Consider the following 19,680-nt stretch of genomic DNA (forward strand, 5'->3'; position numbering starts at 1 on the left):
CCTTATTTGAGTGGCACAGTGGCGTCACCCTGACTCGCTGCTTCCGCTGAGATAGATTCACATGCGGTAAATTTAGGGAAAGGCGCCTCCTTTTTTGCCGGTCCGGCATAATCAAAATCAGCACTTTTAACAGAAAAGCTTCCGCCGGTGTTGTGCTCAATTTTTGTCGGGTCGATCGTCAGACAGGAACCTCCACACTGCAGAGTAATTTTTTTCTTTGCCGAAATGATAATTTCGTCATCGGTGCTGGTGACAGAGAGTGCTTTGCTGGCGGTAATATCCATCGCATCAGTTTGTGCCTGAATTTCCACCTTGCCTGAGGCGGCTACCAGCTTCATGCCCAGTTCATGAACAAATGCAACAAAGCCTTTTTTCGATGCCAGTACCATACGTTTTAACGCGCTGATTTCCGTATTCCCACCGGCTGTTATCATCTGATTCTGGTTTGCACTTAACTGAAGATGCTGAGGGGTCGACAGGGCTATACCCCCGGGGGCTCCGGCAACAATGGCAGGTTGCTGTAACTGATCCAGGTTTTGATGTAAAAACTGTTGCTGGGTACTGTTATCCATTGGATCAATACGCGCTGTCTGCAATAAATCAGAGAAAGATTGCGCCAATGACAATGCATCTGACAACTGACGTTTAATTTCATCCATGCTCAGTTGCTGGGCCATCGCTTTCGGTTGCAGTTGGGTGGTAAGCAGCAGCCCCTTACCACCGCGAACTGAAACCCAGTCATCGCTGCGCAGTTCAACACCTTCCCCGCGCTTCTGCTTCTCCCCATCCACCAGATGCCCGAGGTTCAGCTGGCTTTTGCCACCGTATTCGGTCGAAACTTTGATGTGTTCCTGACCACGGCTGTCGTCCAGTCGAATCTTATTGTTGGCGGGTGTGCGCAGTACGTTGCGCTTAAAGTTGCGGATGCTGACGTGGTCGGTATGCGCCGAGTCGTGCAGTACGCCAACAATATACGGACGATCCGGATTACCACCTTCAAAACCAATCGCCACTTCGGTGCCTGCCAGCAGCGGCAGGTGCAAGCCGTAGGCGCCCCCGGCGTAAGGGCGCGACTGGCGTACCCACAGGCTCTCAAAGCCGGTCTCCCGGCTGTCGCGGTCAAACAAAACACTGACGCGGTAGCGACCATCTTTGTCGATATGACCGTAGGTATCGTTTTCGGTGGTGCTGGTCACGCGCGCCGGTAGCGTGCCTGCCATTACCGGGCGAGCGCCTGGCTCCGGGCGAAAGCCGTAGTCGCTGCTGTCCGGAATGGCGTTAAAATGAACCTCAAAGCTTCTGTCGCGCTGCGCGTGGCTGGTCATCGCGGTGATAACCACCCCTTTGGTAAAGGTCTCAGTGACCTCATAACCTCCGGTCACTTGCAGTAGCTGGCCCGGCGACAGCGTCGCGCAGTTGGTGATGCCAGCCAGCCGGGTCTGACCGTTCAGATAGCGCTCATGACGAATCCGGGCATAAAACGCACCGGACTCCGGTGACGGATTGCGGTCATGCATACTGCCCCGGGTCAGATAGTTATCCGCATAGTGATAGGCATCGCCGTAGGTGGTAGTGTCGCCACGGGACACATCCACCAGGGTGTTCATATCTTCCATCGCCTGGCGATAGTTATAGTCACGGGTGCTGACCTGTTTCTGCACCACATTGTGACGACTTTCCATACCCCAGACAGATTCCACCCCCTGGTCATGCTGACCGGAGGGCGGCACTGACGGCAAGGTCATGCCCTGCTCGTAGCCCTGTTGGCTGTCGTAAAACTCCACCACATCAATATTCAGACGTGTGTCGGTGGTGAAGCGGAACCAGATTCCCACCTCGCCGAGCAGGCGGCGAATAAAGTGCAGGTCGTCCTCGCCATACTGCATTACCTGCTCGCGTCGCGGATACTCGCGGGTGAGGGAGAACAGAAAATCCTGACCGCGCAGGTTGTGGCGCTCACGCAGAATTTTTTCCACAATCTGCGGCACCGACAAATCCTGGTAAATAGCGTTCTGGTGCGAGCGGTCGAGCAACGCCAGCCGCGGCTGCAGCGTCAGGGCGTAGTGGGTTTCATCCTTTGAGGTGCTGAGTCGCTCAAATCCGGTCACTACCCCCTGCATTACCCGCACCGGCTGCTGAATTTTAATGCCGTAACCCTGGTCGACCGGTGCCTGTAATGTCAGGGAGGCGGATTTCATCAGCATCGCTTCGCGGCTGATGGTATGGTCTGGACTGGTAAACTCAACCCGATATTTAAACGGCTGGCTGAGAGCATCTTCACCATCAAAAACCAGCACATCCAGCGGCGACTGGCAGTCACGTACCGCCAGCACATGGTGGCTGTGGCTGAAGATGAGTGATAACGGATTATTACTCATTCCTTGTATCCCTCTGTCAGGGCAACATCCATATTAAACTCAAGCGCAATACCTTCATTTTCATCCCAGCCGAAGGTCAGTGATTGAGGTTTCTGCTGCGCGGCGATGTGTGTGAGCAGTTGCTGACTCAGTACCGGCAATATTTGCTGATTAAGCAGGCTGTCGACATTACGTGCGCCGGTATCCGGCAGCAGGCAGGCGGCGGTCAGTGCGTCGTACAGGCTGTCTTCGATATGGGTAGTCAGGCCGTAATGTCGATGTAAGCGCTTGCTGACCTGGCCGAGCTTCATCTCAACGATAGTGCGCATCGCGGCTGGCGCCAGCGGGCGGTAGATAACCGTCTGGAAACGCGCCAGCAGTGCGGGCTGGAAATGGTCGCGCAATATTGGCCGCAGCAGTTCTTGCAGCGCGCCGTCAGTGGCCTCCGGCTGTTCGTCCAGCAGCTGCATAATAGAATCGCTGCCAAGATTGGAGGTCATCAGAATCACCGTGTTGCGAAAATCGATTTCACGCCCTTCACCGTCACGCATAAATCCACGGTCAAATACCTGGTAGAACAGGTTCATGACGTCGCGGTGCGCCTTTTCCACCTCATCCAGCAGCACCACGCTATACGGACGTTTGCGTACCGCTTCGGTGAGAATCCCACCCTGGCCGTAACCGACATAGCCCGGCGGAGAACCCTTCAGCTGCGAAACGGTATGCGGCTCCTGGTATTCTGAAAGGTTGATAGTAATCAGTGATTTTTCACCGCCATACAGCACGTCGGCCAGCGCCAGCGCGGTTTCGGTTTTACCCACTCCGCTTGGCCCTACCAACAGAAATACTCCCTGCGGCCCGTTTTCAGAAGTGAGCCCGGTTTTGGCGGCGCGCAGGCGCTGCGCAACGGCGACCAGCGCCACATCCTGCCCTACCACGCGTTTACCGATTTCATTTTCCAGCGTCAGCAGTTCGCTTTGCTCATCTTTCATCAGCGAAGACAGCGGCACGCCGGTCCAGTCGGCAATCACGTTCGCCACGGTGCGGGTATCGACATCAATCTGAATCAGAGCGCTGTGTTGTTGCAGAGTATCGAGTTGCTGCTGCAGAGAGTGGATTTCCACCTGACGACTGATATCCTGGCGACACGCCATCAGCTGCTGCGCAAGCCGCTGTTCCTCAGCAAAGTGGGCGTGCTGCTGTTGCAGGGTCTCTTCCAGCTGTGCACGCTGTGTTTCAATCGCGCACAGGCGGTCACCATGTTTATTTCCGCCGACGGCGATATCTTCCAGCAGCGCCTGCGCCTCCAGTTCCAGCGCCGTCAGCTGTGCTTTAAGCTGGGTAATCGCTTCCGGCACGGTATCCAGGCTCATGCGCACTCGCGCCGCCGCGGTATCCAGCAGATCAACCGCTTTGTCCGGCAGCTGGCGTCCGGTAAGGTAGCGACGGGAAAGCGTGACGGCGGCGCGCACCGCGTCGTCGGTGATATGTACGCCATGATGTTCGGCGTAGCGGGATTTCAGGCCGCGCAACATCAGGCAGGCGGTATCGTCGTCCGGCTCATCGACTTTCACCATCTGGAAGCGGCGCTCCAGCGCAGCATCGCGCTCAAAATATTGCTTGTATTCGCTCCAGGTGGTGGCCGCGATAGTGCGCAGTTCACCGCGCGCCAGTGCCGGTTTCAGCAGGTTGGCGGCATCTGCCCCACCGGCCTGGTTACCCGCGCCAATAATGGTGTGGGCTTCATCGATAAACAGTAAAATGGGCGTCGGTGATTGCTGGACTGCGTCGATCACGTTTTTTAGCCGTTGTTCAAATTCGCCTTTTACGCCAGCTCCTGCCTGCAACAGCCCGAGATCGAGAGTGCGCAGTGAGACAGTTTTCAGACTTTCCGGCACATTACCTTCGGCAATACGCAGCGCCAGCCCTTCCACCAGTGCGGTTTTACCCACTCCCGGCTCGCCGACCAGAATCGGATTATTTTTGCGACGGCGAGAGAGAATATCCACCATCTGACGGATTTCACTGTCACGGCCAAATACCGGGTCGATGTTGCCCTGCTGCGCTTTAGCGGTGACATCGAGGGTAAACTTGTCCAGCGCGTTCTGCAGCGCCGGTGACAGCTCACCTTCCTGTAGCCCGGCCTCAGCCGGAAGACCGACAAATTCGACTTCCCCGCCGTGATGCTGCGCCAGTTCCGCCTGCTGCTGAACTTCCGGGCGCTCATCAGACTGCGCATCAAGCAGCGGGCGTAACCGTACCAGCTGGCTCTGACCGAGGGTCAGCAGTGGCCACAGGCCATCACAACCGATCAGCGCCGGTTTATCGACCAGCGCCATCAGCAGATGCACGCCGCGAATGCTCTCTTCACCCGCCAGCGACGCCAGCAGCCAGGCCTCCTGCATCAGAGACTGAATGCTGGCGGAAAGCTGAGGGCGACCGCGCACCGAACGCGGCAGTTTATCCAGCCAGCCCAGCAGATCCTGCCAGATTGCATCCATGTCCCATTCGTAGCGACGCGCCAGCACCGTCAGGTCACCTTCACCCTGCTCCAGCAGTTTCAGCAGCCAGTGTTCCGGCAGGATTTCCGCATGCGCACGGGTCTGGCACAGTGAAGCAGCGCCTTCCATAGCACGGGCACAGTAAGGATTCAGACGACGCAATAGGATAGCCGGGTTTTCCATGTTCATTAACTCGCTGTCAGAGACCTTCAGGCACGCTACCGCCCATCGCTGTAACCAAAGCGCATCAGGTCAGATTTCCAAATTGAGGGATGCTTTGCTCAGTACCCGAGAGGCCGGGCACTCAGGAAAGAAATGGCGGACAGAAACCTGTCCGCCAGCGACTTACGCGGTGGCGCGTTCGTTCCAGGAATCGGAATGAATGATGTTGCCGTCTTTGTAGGTCCAGGTGATTTTTTCGTAACGCAGCTCGATCTGCTCGAGGTGGTTATGCTTCTCAAAGGACGGATCCTTGATGTCGTGCATCACCGGATTGACCTTCACTACCTTCACGTTTTCCAGTTTGGTGTTGAAATACTCAACTTCCTGACCGGCGTCGTTGATTTTGAACCACTTAAACTCAGCCGATTTCAGGGTCTGGCCGGTGGTCACCGCTTTGTACAGATACGGGCTGGCAGAGTCGATTTCCTTGGTGAACAGGAACGGCGTGTGGATGCGGGTACCGGTCAGTTTGCCGGTGTTGTTATCGGTCGGGATGTACAGGTTGTGTTCCTGAGCAACGATCTCGATGCTGCCTTCACGATCCTGAACGTCCACTGATCCTTTAATGTCCGCGCCGCCGTCGTCTTTCAGCCAAAGATAAACAGGAATTGCCATGAGATTTACTCCATTAGATTGTTATCAACGTCATCATCCTGAGATGACGTGGGGGTATTACCTGGTAGCTGACAGGCGTCCGCCTGCGGTACCAGACTGATTTCGACACGCCGGTTAAGCGCACGGCCTTCCGGCGTGTCGTTCGTTGCGATCGGACGGCTTTCGCCATAGCCCTGCACCGCAAAACAGCTTTCCGGCACGTCACCGGTGTCTCGCATCCAGTTACGTACCGCTTCAGCACGCTTTAGCGACAACGTCTGATTAAGCTGCGAGTTGCCGGTGATGTCGGTATGCCCGGCTATCACAATCAGCCAGCCCGGTTTGGCCTTGATGCCGACCAGCGAGTTCACCAGCATTTTGGTCGAGCCGGTTTTGAGTAAGGCTTTACCGGAGTCGAACAGCGACATGCTGTCGAGGCGGATGATTTTCGGCACCGGCTTTGGCTCTGGTTTTGGTGGCGGCGGCGGCGGTGGAGGTGGCGGCACGTAAGAGCGGACTGCATTCAGTACTGGCAGGCGCAGGCGCTCGCCCTGATACAAACCAAGGCTCATGCGTAATGGTTCACCGTTGCGTGCCCATTGATCCAGCTGAGCCGCATCCTGGCGAAGTACGTTCACCGCAGCCGCTTTCGGACCGTAATCATCCATTGAGATACGATCGTAATGCTGAATGTCGAAGCTCAGACGCTGCAGTAACTGGCGGTTATTCCAGCCGCTGCTGCACAGAGCAGCGGCTGCAGCGAGGGTGAAAATCACCAGCCCGCAGCGCCAGGCTTTTTGCAGGCCAGTCAGTCCCTGACCTTCCGGCAATATTGGCAGCACAAAATCTGGCATCAGCGACATCGCCGAAGTTTCAGCACAGGCAGGATGCCAGCCAGCCACGTTCTGCATCGCGGTATGGCGCGTTAACCAGGCCGTCCAGAGCGATAAAGTTTTTACACCTCTTAAAGCCGGGCCAATTCCCCACAGCACAGCGGTCGGCGCAATGGCCGGAATGTCCGGGTTCTCGTCCATAAACACCGTCTTGACGTGTTGCTTATACCAGCTCATCAGACTGTTCATCAGCACCTGCTGCTGCATTGCCATCGCACCGCCGGTGGTGACCCAGGCCGCAATCGAACAGGGTGCGGAGGATTCACGCCATACGCTGATGCCTTCCCCCGGAATCGCGGCCTGCCAGAGCATATCGCTCATTACGGCGCTGCCCACCTGACCGTTAAGTACCAGCGGCACCGTATGACCCGTTTCACGACGCAGCTGGCTGATTTGCCAGCGCAGGACCAGTAAACGGCTGGTAAGCGCTTCGGTGTCGGTGTGCTTCTGCGGACAGACGCTGACCATCACCGACAGCTGACGTCCCCAGTCCGGACGCAGTTCCAGCACCTGTCGCGCCACCTGATCCACATCCTGATGATCTTCGACCCGAATCCAACAGCCCTGAGTGACCGTCAGTACCTGTGATACTTCCGGCCAGTCCTGCGGCAGGTCGCCGCAAACCAGCACGATTGGCTGGCGATATGCCACCTCCGGCAAATTATCAAGACGAGCCACTGCGGTATGATCAGCCCGGCGGCGGGTGATAAACCAAACCACCGAAATCAGGCCCCAAATAGCGAGCATCAGTAAAACAGCCACCAGTCGTGACGCCGGCAGAAACCCCAGACAGACGACGCCGCTCAGCAGCACCGCCCACAACACCAGCAGGCGCTGTTGAGCAGGACTCATTTCACCGCCTCAGGCAACAGGGTTGTCAGCAACTGATCCAGCCAATGGCTGAGGCCCCACCACAATGCGGCAAGGATAAGTATGCTCAGGCCAATTCGCACAGGCCAACTGGAAAGCCAACCACTCATCCCACGTCCGGCGCGGCTCTCGGCCAGTATCGGATGGCTCTGTGGAAAACTGAATGGCGCAACCTGCTCACTCAGCGCGGCGACCAGTTTTTGCCGTTGCGGATCGTGTATTGAGCGAAAGCTGCCGAGGAAGCCCAGCATCATCACTCGCTGGAAGCAGGTCAGCACTGTCTCGTCCGGTGAGGATTCGCGCAGAACGTCACGCATACGGTCACACAGGGTATCGCCCGCTTCCATAGTGCCGAGAAAATGCCCCTGCAGAGGGATGTCATACCACTGCACGCAGGCATCATCCTGTACACCCCGACTTTTTACCGCCTCATCCAATAGCGCACATTGAGCGGTGAGGATATGCTGGCAGCTCGCTTCATCCACACCAGCGTCTTTGAGAGCCTGCTGCACGCGCTCCACGTCCGCCACGCAGCGATCCCACAGCATCCGGCCTTCACCATCTTTGAACTCCGGACCATGACGCAGGCTGATTACCTGCAACCAGGTATCCTGCAACAGCGCATCGATATTGCAGGACGCGGCTATCCCGCGTTTGTTGTCACTCATGTTCTCAGTACCGCATAGAGTTCAAGATCAGGCTCGCCGAGCGTACCTGGGGTATAGAACATACAGCTGCCGCTCTCCAGCATCTCCCGTGCTGCCGGATGGGACAGATCGAGGGAGAAATACTGATTTTCCAGACGCAGTGGAATCGCGGCCGGCACATGACGCAGAGGATTCAGTGGAATTCCCTGACGAGAGGCATTCACCAGACTGGTGACGTAATCCGGACTGCCCACCTTGCACTGGCGCGCGAACTGCTCCTGCAGCTGCGCCGCCGGAAGTGGAGAGCGAACAGACAGATAATAATCAGCGCCTTCGCGCAGTCGTGGATCCTGCAGACGTGCCAACCACTGGCGCAGTCGTTTGTCATGAGTAAGCTCAATAGCTACTACTCGCGAAGGCAGGCTGGCTTCCAGCAGGTCACTCAGCAAGTCAAACAGCGGCGGGAATACCGTATTCAGTTGCTCGTGTTGCCAGACAGGGATGGCGCTGACCTGATGCTCCAGCGAAAAAGTCAGCAGACTACCCGCCAAACGTGCCAGTTCCGGATACAGACGCTCCGGTGCGCTCTGAGGAAAACGCTGAAACTGCCCCAATACCGGCTCAGCACTATTCAGGGCATTCAGCAACCAGAACAACGAGACATCAGCTACGGCAAAATCCGCCATTCGTTCATTGCTTTCACGGCGCATCGCCATCAGACGCGTTAAACGGGCGCGGAGCTGACTCATCAGTTGTTCCAGCTGAATCATCAGCCAGCTGCTGCTCTGTATCGTCAGTAACGGCGGCAGAAAAGCCTCATCAAGCGTCCAGAGCCCCTGAGAATCCTGCTGCAGGCGCGCCACCGGACAGGTCAGATAGTCGCTGTTATTCTGATGGGCAAAACGCAGGGTCAGCTCTGGCTGCATTACGGCAATCTGGCGGGTATCGTCACCAAACTGGTTACGAACATCATGCCAGCGTTGGCGATAGCGCACAGGCCGCTCTGCCACCTCATCAGGCTTCAGACAGTTGCCACCATTGGCGCGCAGCAGCGGCAGTGCCAATACCACCACGGTTTCATGTGACTCACCGTCAAGAGACAGCACTGGCGGCAACGCATCAGCATTGCCGGTATCGACAAGCGTTCCGTCCTGAAAACGAACGTGCAGATGACGAGCCTGCAAGCGACCGAGCTTAAGTGCCGCCGGCTCAAATAGGGCCTCAATAATTCCCCAGGGATGGCTGAGGCCCATTCGTGCAATACACTCTGCTGACCAGGCCGCGTATGCGGCCTGTTGCTGGAAATGTTGGGGCGAGACCATGATCCCCCTGCCCCATAACGGTTGTTCCGTTTTCACAGATTACCCGCCTTACGATTTAGCTTTAGGCATCTGGGAAACCAGTGACAGATTCACGTCCATTCCTTCCACCTGGAAGTGCGGCACCGCGTACAGCTTCACGCGGAAGAAACCAGGATTATCCTCGATATCTTCCACCACCACTTTTGCATCACGCAGTGGGTGTGAGGCCTGCAGTTCATCGCCCGGATCGGTCATTTCAGTAACCAGCCCACGAATCCAGGTATTGAGTTCCAGTTCCAGCAGGCGACGATCCTTGGTGGTGCCGATATTTTCACGCTGAATCAGCTTCAGGTAGTGAGCAATACGCGACAGCAGGAAGATATACGGCAGGCGTGCATTGATGCGGCTGTTGGCGGTCGCATCAGCGGTGTCGTACAGCGCCGGTTTCTGCGTGGAGTTGGCCGAAAAGAAGCAGGCGTAATCACGGTTTTTGTAATACGACAGCGGAATAAAACCGAGGTTGGCGAATTCAAACTCGCGGGTTTCCGGGATCATCACCTCTGACGGGATTTTCACCTGATTACCGGTGCCCAGGTCGTAAAGATGGATTGGCAGATCCTGCACCGCACCACCGGCCTGCGGGCCGCGAATTTGTACGCACCAGCCGTTGTTAATAAAGCTGCGCACCATATTGGCGGCAAAGGCAAAAGAGGCGTTGGTCCACAGATATTTACCGTGATCCGGGCCTTTCACCTCTTCCACGTAGTTAAAACTGCGCACCGGAACGGTATCCGGGCCGTACGGCAGGCGGCCAAGCACGCGCGGCATCACCAGACCGATGTAGCGGGAGTCGTCGGTTTCGCGGAAAGATTTCCATTTGATATATTCGGCACGGTCAAAGTAGTTACCGATATCTTTAATCGCAGCCACCTCTTCCATCGAGTCTTTCAGGAAGAATTTCGGGCCAGCGGAACCGATAAATGGCATGTGTGCCGCTGCGGCAACTTTAGAGATATTACGCAGCAGCGCCACGTCCTGAGCAGACGCGTCAAACTCGTAACCGGAAATCAGTGCCCCAATTGGCTCACCGCCCGGGGTGTCGTATTCAGCAATGTAGGTGTGGTTATACAGGCCACTCTGAATAATTTCCGGCGCATCTTCAAAATCCTGGCGCAGGTCATCTTTAGACAGGTCCAGCAATTCAATTTTTACGTTCTGACGGAAATCGGTTTTATCCACCAGCGATTTCACACCGCGCCACAGTGACTCAACGCGTTGGAATTCTTCGTGGTGCATGACCGCATCCAGCTGGCGGCTAATCTGAAAATCCAGCTCGGCGATGTGGTGGTCAATCAGCGTTTTGTCCAGCTTGTCGACCTTTGAACCGGCTTTACTCAGGCACTCCAGGAACACCTGCATACCGGCCGTCAGGCGCTCATCCGCCGAAGCATCAGACATAGCCTGAGCATCCTGCCAGATATCCAGGTCGCTTAGCTGCGCAACCGGGCTGAGATTAATTTTTTCAAACAGTGAAGCGTAAACGCCGCCCACAACCGGGCGATCCAGCACGATGGTTTCACCGGCAGAGGTGGTTTCATTTTGAACAGACATCAGCATTCTCTCGTATTAATCCGTTAATAACGTCAGCGATCAGGCTTTTTCCGGCGCCAGTGCAGACAGTTCACGACGTAATTCGTCACTCAGGGCAGGATTTTTCAGGATGGACTCAAGCTCTTTGCGGAAAGTGACGTTATCCAGCAGGTTTGATTTGAGGTCACGCAGCAGGTTGCGCATGGCGAGCATCGCTTTCAGCTGAGGGATCTGGCGGGCGACCTGCTCCGGCGTGAAATCTTTCATATCGCGGAAGGTCAGGCGGACGTTCTCATCACTGCCGTCGCCGGCCAGCGTGTTTTCAACGGAGAGATTTACAGCAGGAGAAAATTCCGCCAGCACGCTGTCGAAATTATTTTTATTAACGTTGACCTTTTCGCGCTCGGACAGCACACGCTGCTCCTGGCCATTGCTGAAATCACCGGTCACCAGCAGTTTCAGCGGCAGTTCGGTCTTAAGCGCAGCGTTACCCGTATGCAGGTCTAATTTAATATTAACACGCGCTTTCGGGATTTCATTCTGATAAGAATTGCTCATATTAATTCCTGTAATATTGCCCCGGAAAGCGAGAGTAAGCACACTTTCCATATGTGATTCCAGGCGACTATATAGCAAAACTTTTACAGGTAGCAAGTGAGCAATTTCGATCCTTGTTACTGATTTAACTAAGAATTTTCCAACAATTTGAGATAAGTTATTGATAAAAATCACTTAAGAATACCAGGATTTATCCGAAAGACAGGGAAAATTTATTGTGAAAGCTGTGATGTAATCGATGGTTTTTTGAGCGAAATAATCACTCATATTTAACTATTAGTGGTTATGTAAGTTACAAATAATGACAACCGATGCTTGCGCTGCGATTGATTGCCGGGGAAATGGGGCTGGAGAGGGGCTAAGACGGTTATGGTAGCGTGACCGATTAACTTTACGTAATTATAATCTCTGCTCTGAGAAAATAATAAGTTTGATAACGAATAAGATAACTCGCTATAACATTGATATTACAACCTGTGCGGCTAATTTGCGACTTCAGTCTCGCCGAAATTCACTTAGCGGGATATTAATGAGGTTTATTAAATAACCGCATCGTACAAAATATCGTCATTGTTATTTATTTATTCTCTTGCTCAATCTGTAAAAACCGTATACGATGTTTTAAAACCTATACCAAAGGATAGGTTCACCTACAAAAACGATTTCCCTGGTGTTGGCCAAAGTGGCAACCCCTTACCCACGGTAAGGGGCTTTTTTTTGCCTGAGACTGGTTAATTTTCGAGCTAATTATTGCAACGAATAAAATTGCACTAACAATTATATAAATGCTTTGAGATATTGTAATCATTGAAAATTCTACCGCTAAAAACGCTACTTTTAAGTGTAATCACTACCCGGCAAATTGAGTAATTGATACTCTCTCTAACCCTCACCTGCTGGCATCAGAATCGACGACAACGCCGGTTAAAATGAGACTACTGCCTCATTTTAACAGCGTGACGTTTACTCTGATCGATCGGCTAAAATACCACCAATAGCTAAAGCAGAGCGTTTTTTGGTTGGCGACTAAACACTCTGCTTATCGCTATTAAATTTAATAATTAACTATTAAATAATAAAATTATTATCCTTCTTGAATACATTTCCTTTCTGCTGAATGAAGCTCTCAGGAAGATAGCGATGATAGTTACGCCGTTCACAAAATTCGATAAAATCATCCGTATGCGTGACGTCGCATTTTTCATAGATTTTTCCAATCTGTTCATCAACCGCCGCATAAGAGAGCTGCAAAACAGTGGCGATTTCCTTATTACTCATCCTTTGAAGCTTCAGAAACACAAACTCGCACTCTGGTTCGTTAAAAAACTCATCGGGTTTATTAAGCAATAGGGAACTGGGTGCATTTATTTTTATATATTTGTTTAGGTTGAAATTTTCTATGCTTTTGGAATGCAGTACCACCCCAACACAATGCCCACCATCGTCATAAAAAGGTAGTTTTCTGATGATGTACGGATGATTCAATTGTTGTAAATGTATTTCCAGCATAGTAATCGACTTATGATTCTGCACGACTATTCTATCCTGATGCTGCCATTCATCAACAATATACTGACTCTCTGTCAGCCTTGACTCCAACTCACTCTCCTGTTTTGTAAGCATATAGTCGGGCGAACTTAATCCCACTAATTTCGCAATCGCTCTATTAGCATAGATATAACGAGAGTTTATATCCTTTATTGCATATGGTTCATGCATCTGATCGAGTGTATTTGTAAGCATTTTAGGTAAGGACATATGATTTGAGATTGATTTTTTCTTCTCGGAAAATGCATCACTAGACATAATAGTTCCTTTATATTTATCTATAATAATTTTCAATCTTAAGGCATGCCAATATTTTTAATTTCTCATAAATTAATTGAAGTTATAGCTGATTTAACTTCTTTTCAAAGGTTATTTTTTGCTGCAGAATAAACTTTTTAGGCAGATATCGATTATAATCTCGCCTTTCGCAAAAATCACTAAAATCATCAAAGTGATTCACTCCTACCTTGTCGTACAAACACTTCAAACGATTATCAATAGTCCTTGATGAAAGATGTAATCTATTTCCTACCTCTTTGCTAGTCATTCCTTGAAGTTTTAGGAATATAATTTCGCATTCTTTTTCAGTAAAAAAATCATCAGGTTTACTTAATAGTAAGGATCCAGGGGTATTACCTTTAACAAAATCTTTAAGAGTGAAAACCTCAAGGTTTCTGCAATATGTAATCACTCCTACGCACTGATTATCATCATCATAAAAAGGTAATTTCCTAACAATATAAGGAAAATCAACAGCCTTAGGATGAATTTCAAGCAAAATTAATGCCTTTCTGCTTTGCGATATCTTTTTATCCTGCGCTTGCCATTCTGAAACAATAACCTCATTTTCCGTAAGGCGAGAATGAAAATCATTTTCTCGCTTGTAAAGCATCTCATCGGGTGAGCGAAGACCAGTAAGTTTCGCAGTTGCAAAATTGGCATAAATGAATCTTGAATCAAGATCCTTTATAAAATAAGGCTCTTGAAATTGATCAAGAGTACGTATTAACATTCCAGGTAATATTAATTGTGAAGCCTTTCTGTTTAACTGATTCTTTTCTACGAGCTCAGTCATATTAACTCCTTGTATAAAATACTCCATTAGAAGCCCACCATGGCTCCATACCAAACCTGTATCTAAGTACAGGCATTACGCTATCGTATACTTTTCGAACAGTCACCACAAGATAGCGCTTTATCCGTTGTTACACTGATTGGCTATCTGCAGGATGGCTGATTACTTAGGATGAAAATTATCAGGGGGGTTACGCTCGGGTAAATTGAGCGCTACGCTTTTCGGCAAGCATCCCTGCTTGCCATTCAGCTACTGGGTATTTGCCCAGCGCGTGACACCAATATTGAACTTATGGGGTTGAGTGATGGCCTTTCTGGCAATCCAGTAAAGAATCACTTTATCATCATCACTGTCCCTGTCAGCCATCGACAATAACTTAAGCGATAGCGTGGATTTATTGACAGGTTGGTTTGCATCACTCAGTTCAATTACAGCCTGACCGATTAAACAGCAGACCTCGTCCTCGTTTGATGCGGATTCATATGCTCGGTCTTTCATATAGCCTCCTGTTGTTGGGACTTTAAGCCTGGCAAAAAAATCGGTTACAGGTCGAAATAATCGGCACTGAGCAACATTTTGAAACGCTATTCAGAATTATCTGGCTGTTTCAGAAACATCAATAAACCCGGAAGATATTTAATTATTCCATCACTATTTGTTCCGCGTTTAACCGCTTATCTTCCTGATTAACATCACGGGAGGCCATTATGCACTCTACAACTGCTTTTTTAAAACAGCTCGAGCGCCTCTGGCGCAATGAACCCCAGCGCAGAAAAATGCCGGGTATTTTCTATCTGACGCCAGAACAACGCATCGCCATCGTTAAAGATCTGCTGTATCCGCTTAATGACAGACCGTCGCGATAATCGCTGACGGTTTTCTCAGGCTGAGTAACCGGATAGCAAGTTACTCAGCCGTTGTTTTTCCGCTGAAAAGGTAAGCAGAATGCTGCTTCAGCGCAAAAACCGTTTACATTAAATTTCCGTACCGATAACCTATTTAACGCCTTCCCCGCCCACTTCTAAGGGCAGAAAAGCGTAATCAATGCCGTTTATGCTGTTTTCAATGCATTTCATTCCGCGCCTGCGTCAGTTCATGCCGGATTCCCCCGTTCCCCGCTGCGGCAACTTACTATTACTGTAATTTCAGCATTCCCCACCGGGAGAATACCTATGAGTACGCAGACGGCAGTGAATCCCAATAATCGCACGCGCTGGCTTACCTTGTTTGGCACCATTATTACTCAGTTTGCGCTGGGTTCGGTATATACCTGGAGCCTGTTTAACAGTCAGCTTTCCCAAAAGCTGGACGCCCCCATCAGTCAGGTCGCCTTCTCTTTCGGTCTGCTTAGCCTCGGGCTGGCGCTTGCCTCTTCGGTTGCCGGCAAATTGCAGGAACGCTTTGGCGTGCGTAACGTCACTATCGGTGCCGGTTTGCTGATGGCGGTCGGCTTCTTCCTTACCGCTCATGCCAACAGCCTGTTTATGTTATACCTCAGTGCAGGCCTGCTGGTCGGCCTGGCGGACGGTGCTGGTTATCTGATTACCCTATCCAATTGTGTAAAATGGTTCCCGGAGCGCAAAGGGCTGATCTCTGCCTGCGCAATCGGTGCCTACGGCTTAGGCAGCCTGGGGTTCAAATTTATCTGTAGTTATCTGTTAAGCGTAAATAGCCTGGAAACCACCTTTATTATCTGGGGCGGCATGGCGATGGTGATGATTATTACCGGTGCATTACTGATGAAAGATGCGCCAAAACAGCAGCCGAATACCACCACCAGCAGCGGAGAGAGCGTGCGTGATTTCTCGCTGGCTGAATCCATGCGTCTGCCGCAATACTGGCTGCTGGCTTTAATGTTTCTGACTGCCTGTATGAGTGGCCTGTATGTTATCGGCGTGGCAAAAGACATTGGCGAAGGGCTGGTGAATCTCAGTACGCAAACTGCGGCCAATGCGGTCACGATTATCGCCATCGCCAACCTCAGCGGACGCCTGATTCTTGGGGTATTGTCGGATAAGATTGCGCGTATCCGGGTCATTACGCTGGCACAGGTGGTTTCTCTGGTCGGCATGAGCATTCTGCTGTTTACCAGTATGAATCAAACCACCTTCTTTATTTCTATTGCCTGTGTGGCCTTTAGTTTTGGCGGCACCATTACCGTTTATCCGTCGCTGGTGAGTGACTTCTTTGGCCTGAATAACCTGACGAAAAACTACGGTGTACTTTATCTCGGCTTTGGTATCGGCAGCGTGATGGGCTCACTGATTGCTTCATTGTTTGGCGGCTTCACCGTGACCTTTAGCCTGATTATGACGCTGTTGGTGATTTCGCTGATTATCTCCACCACCATTCGCCTGCCGCATCAGCCGGCGAAAGTAAAAACGGCTTATCAACAAAGTAAAGCCTGATTCAACGGGCCGGAGAATCTCCGGCCCGTGCTTTTAACGCTGATGATAACGAAACAGCGGTTCAACCATTCCAGCTACCTCTACCCGCACGGCGAACACATTGCCGGAAAGTGGATAACGCTCCAGCTCTTCTTCGGTACGATCCTCACGAGAACTGGTGATATACAGGGTTTTCAAATCTTCCCCGCCAAAAGCCACCATTGTCGGCCAACGTACCGGCAATATGATTTCATCAACAATTTCAGCGCTTTCAGGATGAATTCGCACCACGCGTCCCCCATCAAACATTGCCGACCAGTAGTAGCCTTCGCTGTCGATTGCCGCGCCATCCGGTAAACCACCCTGCTGAGAGTCAAAGCGTTTAAACGCCTTACGCGCGCCCACTTCACCGCTGGTTGGGTCAACGGGATAGCGCCAGAGCACCTCATTCGGCGTATCGCTGTGATACATCCAGCGGCGGTCTGGTGAGAAAGCCAGCCCGTTGGAAATTTTCACATCGTCATTCACGACCGTCAGGTTGAGCTGAGAATCCAGGCAGCATAACTTGCCGCCGTTGCGATCCTGCGGCTCCCACAGGCTGCCACACCAGAAGCGCCCAAAGGGATCAACCCGGCCGTCGTTAAAGCGGCTTTTGCTGGCCTCGCCTGGGTTATCGGCAATTTTCCGTTCGATTTTTCCCTGCTCATCGAGGAACCATACGCCGCTACGCAGCGCAGCGACGATACCGCCACCGGCACGCAGACCGATGCAGCCCACCTCTTCAGTCAGTGGAAAGCTTTGGCACTCACCACTTTGCGGATGAAAACGATGAATCGCCGGTGCCAGAATATCCACCAACCACAGCACCTGATGTTCCGGCGACCATAGCGGACACTCCCCCAGTTCAGCCTGCAACGGCAGCACACATTCAACCTGATAAGCCATCTTTCCCTCTTTATGTCCTGATTCCACAATGGTGCCACTTATTGTAGCTGGATTTCAGATGAGAATGATTATCTAATTCTTTTTGCTTTTCGGAATACGCCTTATATTATGATATCTTATTCAGTTAATTCTTATTCCAATCCGCTTACTGCCCTGTCAAAAACTCCAACTGAAATATTTTTAAATATCTTATTAAATAACTCTACAAAGCAGGCATTATTCCTCCACTTTTGTTTCGTAAAGTTGTAGTCATTGAAAAGAGGAAGGATTTACACCGTGAAAAAAATAATTAAAGCGGTCTCAGTCGTCGCACTGATGACAATGTTAAGTGGGTGTATCGTCGCACCAGGGCATCATCACAATAGTGGCTGGCATGGCGGCGGCGGCGGCTGGCACGGTGGTGGACATGGTCACGGACACCATCGCGGCAGATAAGTGAAGAATTCAGTAAAAATATGAGCCACACCAGGGTCTCATATCCGTGGGCAAAGCCTGCACACAGCAATATAAGAAAATAAAGCAGTAAACTTGGGCGGGAATTTTTCCCGCCCTTATTATTTGTAGCGACGAAAAAGAACAGAATCCAGATAAGCTGACTCAAGTCAGTGATTCGGGTGAGCGACCGCAGCCAACGCCGCTGCGGCTTTAATTACGCCGCGGAAATCCTCAAAGTAATTAGAGTTGCAGCAAGGCGGCAAGGAGAGAATCCCGATGAGCTGACTCAAGTCAGTGATTCGGGTGAGCGACCGCAGCCAACGCCGCTGCGGCTTTAATTACGCAGAGGATTAGCCTTTAATGCTGTAATTACACTGATACCACACCTTCTTCAATCCCGGAACATGACTCTTTTGCTCTGGTAACGGTTCTGCGATATCAAAACCCTTGTTGACACAATAGTTTGTCAGATCGCTGAGCATCGCATCACGGTTAACCGTTTCTGGATTAAAGCGATATTGCACGGTATTTGACAGCGGGTCTTCGTCTACTCTCTCGAAGGCACCGGGTTTGCTGGAGGTACATCCCGCTAATAAAAGCAGCGCCATTGCGCTAATAATTTTGATTTTCATCACTTTTCCTCTTTTTGATGCGGCATGATAGCAATCCGGCAGCAGGCAACAATCGGACAGAAGCTTAATTGTCAGAAAAATTGGAAATTTTTGCCGATTGAATCGATTCAATTAACCGAATGGCGCTATCCTGGCACTGGTGAGATTATGCTGTCAGACAGCGAAAGCCAGTCTGTGCCACACCAGGTTTTTTAACCATAATGACAATGAATTGACCTTTAAGCCCGCAGCGAGCGGGCTTTTTTTTATCTGTTATCCGGCGTTAGTGCTCAGCATCATACGCAGAACATTGGCGGATTGTTTGGTCGGAAGTGCCAACACCGCGCTGTAGAGATCGATGGTCATATCGCACATTTTTTCAGGTTCGACACGGCTGTCAGTGGGAGAATTCAGCAATTGCAGATCGCTGCCCCATTTGGCATATAGCTTCCGCACAATGCTTTGCAGACTCCGGCGCGCCTGCGCAATATCGATCGGCTTCTCTGCCCCCTGACTGGCGCGTAGCAGCGCATCCATCTGTTGCCGATCCTGTTGCAGTAACGTTTGCGGCAACAGCTCTTCGCTGTTCACACCGCCGCGGATTTGCGGGAACAAAAACTTAAAGCACAGCTCCCCATTCTGCTGCCGCAGGTTTTCCATCTGGCTGACCGAGAGGCGCATATAGTTGATGATGCTGTCGTCATCTGCGCGACCTACCCGCTGATTAAGCAGTTCAGCCACCATTGGGCGTAGCTGGCCTATTGCTTTGTCCGGGTCAGTTCCGGCGCGTACCGCAGCGACTAATTGCTCATTTATCTGCTTATACAGCGCTGGCTGCTGCTGCCTGATGGTGCTGTACGGCGGCGTCGCGGCCAGCTGCTGCTGTGCATCAGCAATTTTATCCGCCTGCCGTTGTTGCTGTTGTTGTAGCTGCTGTTGCTGTTGATGCTGTTTTTGCTGCGGATAAATCCAGCCGAGCCAGACCCCATTGCCCACCACCAGCGGAATAATTACCAATAATAGCGCGCTCAGGCGACCAATTTTACCTTTTTTAACCAGCAACAATGCCAGCAGTGACAGCACCAACAGCGCGATAACCGAAGGGATCAGGGTTGGGTTATTCAAAACAGGTTTCCCGAGTCAGAC

At 51.5% G+C, this 19,680-nt stretch carries 17 protein-coding genes; 3 read left to right on the forward strand and 14 right to left on the reverse strand.

Going from position 1 to position 19,680, the window contains the following annotated elements; genetic code table 11:
- Window positions 1-2 precede the first annotated feature (2 nt).
- The 11 genes from RIN69_RS16010 to RIN69_RS16060 form a co-directional block, all read right to left on the reverse strand.
- Window positions 3-2,378 carry a type VI secretion system Vgr family protein gene (locus RIN69_RS16010; RefSeq protein WP_313853011.1) on the reverse strand — a complete coding sequence of 792 codons (2,376 nt, stop codon included), beginning with the start codon at window positions 2,376-2,378 and terminating at the stop codon, window positions 3-5.
- Window positions 2,375-5,041, reverse strand: coding sequence for a type VI secretion system ATPase TssH (tssH, locus tag RIN69_RS16015; protein WP_313857771.1), 2,667 nt, complete (start codon window positions 5,039-5,041; stop codon window positions 2,375-2,377). Before tssH ends, RIN69_RS16010 begins: the two co-directional genes overlap by 4 nt.
- A 162-nt stretch (window positions 5,042-5,203) precedes the next feature.
- Window positions 5,204-5,695: a type VI secretion system effector Hcp gene (gene hcp / locus RIN69_RS16020; protein WP_313853013.1), complete on the reverse strand. Its 492-nt coding sequence runs from the start codon at window positions 5,693-5,695 to the stop codon at window positions 5,204-5,206.
- Window positions 5,696-5,700: 5 nt separating this feature from the next.
- The gene (locus RIN69_RS16025; RefSeq protein WP_313853015.1) at window positions 5,701-7,419 is read right to left on the reverse strand and encodes an OmpA family protein; all 1,719 of its coding nucleotides are present in this window, start codon (window positions 7,417-7,419) and stop codon (window positions 5,701-5,703) included.
- The gene (gene tssL, locus RIN69_RS16030) at window positions 7,416-8,105 is read right to left on the reverse strand and encodes a type VI secretion system protein TssL, short form (protein ID WP_313853016.1); all 690 of its coding nucleotides are present in this window, start codon (window positions 8,103-8,105) and stop codon (window positions 7,416-7,418) included. Before tssL ends, RIN69_RS16025 begins: the two co-directional genes overlap by 4 nt.
- Entirely contained in the window at window positions 8,102-9,406 is a 1,305-nt protein-coding gene (gene tssK / locus RIN69_RS16035) for a type VI secretion system baseplate subunit TssK (RefSeq protein WP_313853019.1), read from the reverse strand. Before tssK ends, tssL begins: the two co-directional genes overlap by 4 nt.
- Before the next feature lie 48 nt (window positions 9,407-9,454).
- Window positions 9,455-11,002 carry a type VI secretion system contractile sheath large subunit gene (tssC, locus tag RIN69_RS16040; RefSeq protein WP_313853020.1) on the reverse strand — a complete coding sequence of 516 codons (1,548 nt, stop codon included), beginning with the start codon at window positions 11,000-11,002 and terminating at the stop codon, window positions 9,455-9,457.
- 33 nt (window positions 11,003-11,035) lie between these two features.
- Window positions 11,036-11,533, reverse strand: a complete 498-nt coding sequence (gene tssB, locus RIN69_RS16045) for a type VI secretion system contractile sheath small subunit (RefSeq protein WP_313853021.1) — start codon at window positions 11,531-11,533, stop codon at window positions 11,036-11,038.
- A 1,068-nt stretch (window positions 11,534-12,601) separates the two neighbouring features.
- Window positions 12,602-13,339, reverse strand: coding sequence for a PAS domain-containing protein (locus tag RIN69_RS16050; RefSeq protein WP_313853023.1), 738 nt, complete (start codon window positions 13,337-13,339; stop codon window positions 12,602-12,604).
- A gap of 82 nt (window positions 13,340-13,421) precedes the next feature.
- Window positions 13,422-14,156, reverse strand: coding sequence for a PAS domain-containing protein (locus RIN69_RS16055; protein WP_313853025.1), 735 nt, complete (start codon window positions 14,154-14,156; stop codon window positions 13,422-13,424).
- Window positions 14,157-14,405: 249 nt separating this feature from the next.
- The gene (locus RIN69_RS16060) at window positions 14,406-14,654 is read right to left on the reverse strand and encodes a hypothetical protein (RefSeq protein WP_052897134.1); all 249 of its coding nucleotides are present in this window, start codon (window positions 14,652-14,654) and stop codon (window positions 14,406-14,408) included.
- Window positions 14,655-14,863: 209 nt separating this feature from the next.
- Between RIN69_RS16060 and RIN69_RS16065 the strand changes: the two genes are divergently transcribed.
- Both RIN69_RS16065 and RIN69_RS16070 read left to right on the forward strand, forming a co-directional pair.
- Window positions 14,864-15,022, forward strand: a complete 159-nt coding sequence (locus tag RIN69_RS16065; protein ID WP_313853030.1) for a hypothetical protein — start codon at window positions 14,864-14,866, stop codon at window positions 15,020-15,022.
- A 306-nt stretch (window positions 15,023-15,328) separates the two neighbouring features.
- Complete coding sequence (locus tag RIN69_RS16070; RefSeq protein ID WP_313853031.1) at window positions 15,329-16,564, forward strand: L-lactate MFS transporter; 1,236 nt, start codon at window positions 15,329-15,331, stop codon at window positions 16,562-16,564.
- Between the two features lie 33 nt (window positions 16,565-16,597).
- On the opposite strand, the gene RIN69_RS16075 is transcribed toward RIN69_RS16070, so the two are convergent.
- Window positions 16,598-17,488 (reverse strand): SMP-30/gluconolactonase/LRE family protein, encoded by an 891-nt coding sequence (locus tag RIN69_RS16075; RefSeq protein WP_313857772.1) that lies wholly within the window; start codon window positions 17,486-17,488, stop codon window positions 16,598-16,600.
- 276 nt (window positions 17,489-17,764) lie between these two features.
- Between RIN69_RS16075 and RIN69_RS16080 the strand changes: the two genes are divergently transcribed.
- Window positions 17,765-17,923, forward strand: a complete 159-nt coding sequence (locus RIN69_RS16080; RefSeq protein WP_313853032.1) for a hypothetical protein — start codon at window positions 17,765-17,767, stop codon at window positions 17,921-17,923.
- Between the two features lie 350 nt (window positions 17,924-18,273).
- On the opposite strand, the gene RIN69_RS16085 is transcribed toward RIN69_RS16080, so the two are convergent.
- Window positions 18,274-18,555: a putative periplasmic lipoprotein gene (locus RIN69_RS16085; RefSeq protein ID WP_313853033.1), complete on the reverse strand. Its 282-nt coding sequence runs from the start codon at window positions 18,553-18,555 to the stop codon at window positions 18,274-18,276.
- 252 nt (window positions 18,556-18,807) lie between these two features.
- The gene (locus RIN69_RS16090) at window positions 18,808-19,659 is read right to left on the reverse strand and encodes a hypothetical protein (RefSeq protein ID WP_313853034.1); all 852 of its coding nucleotides are present in this window, start codon (window positions 19,657-19,659) and stop codon (window positions 18,808-18,810) included.
- Window positions 19,660-19,680 lie beyond the last annotated feature (21 nt).

Origin of the sequence: Winslowiella toletana (genome assembly GCF_032164335.1) — a bacterium.
GTDB lineage: Bacteria > Pseudomonadota > Gammaproteobacteria > Enterobacterales > Enterobacteriaceae > Erwinia > Erwinia toletana_A.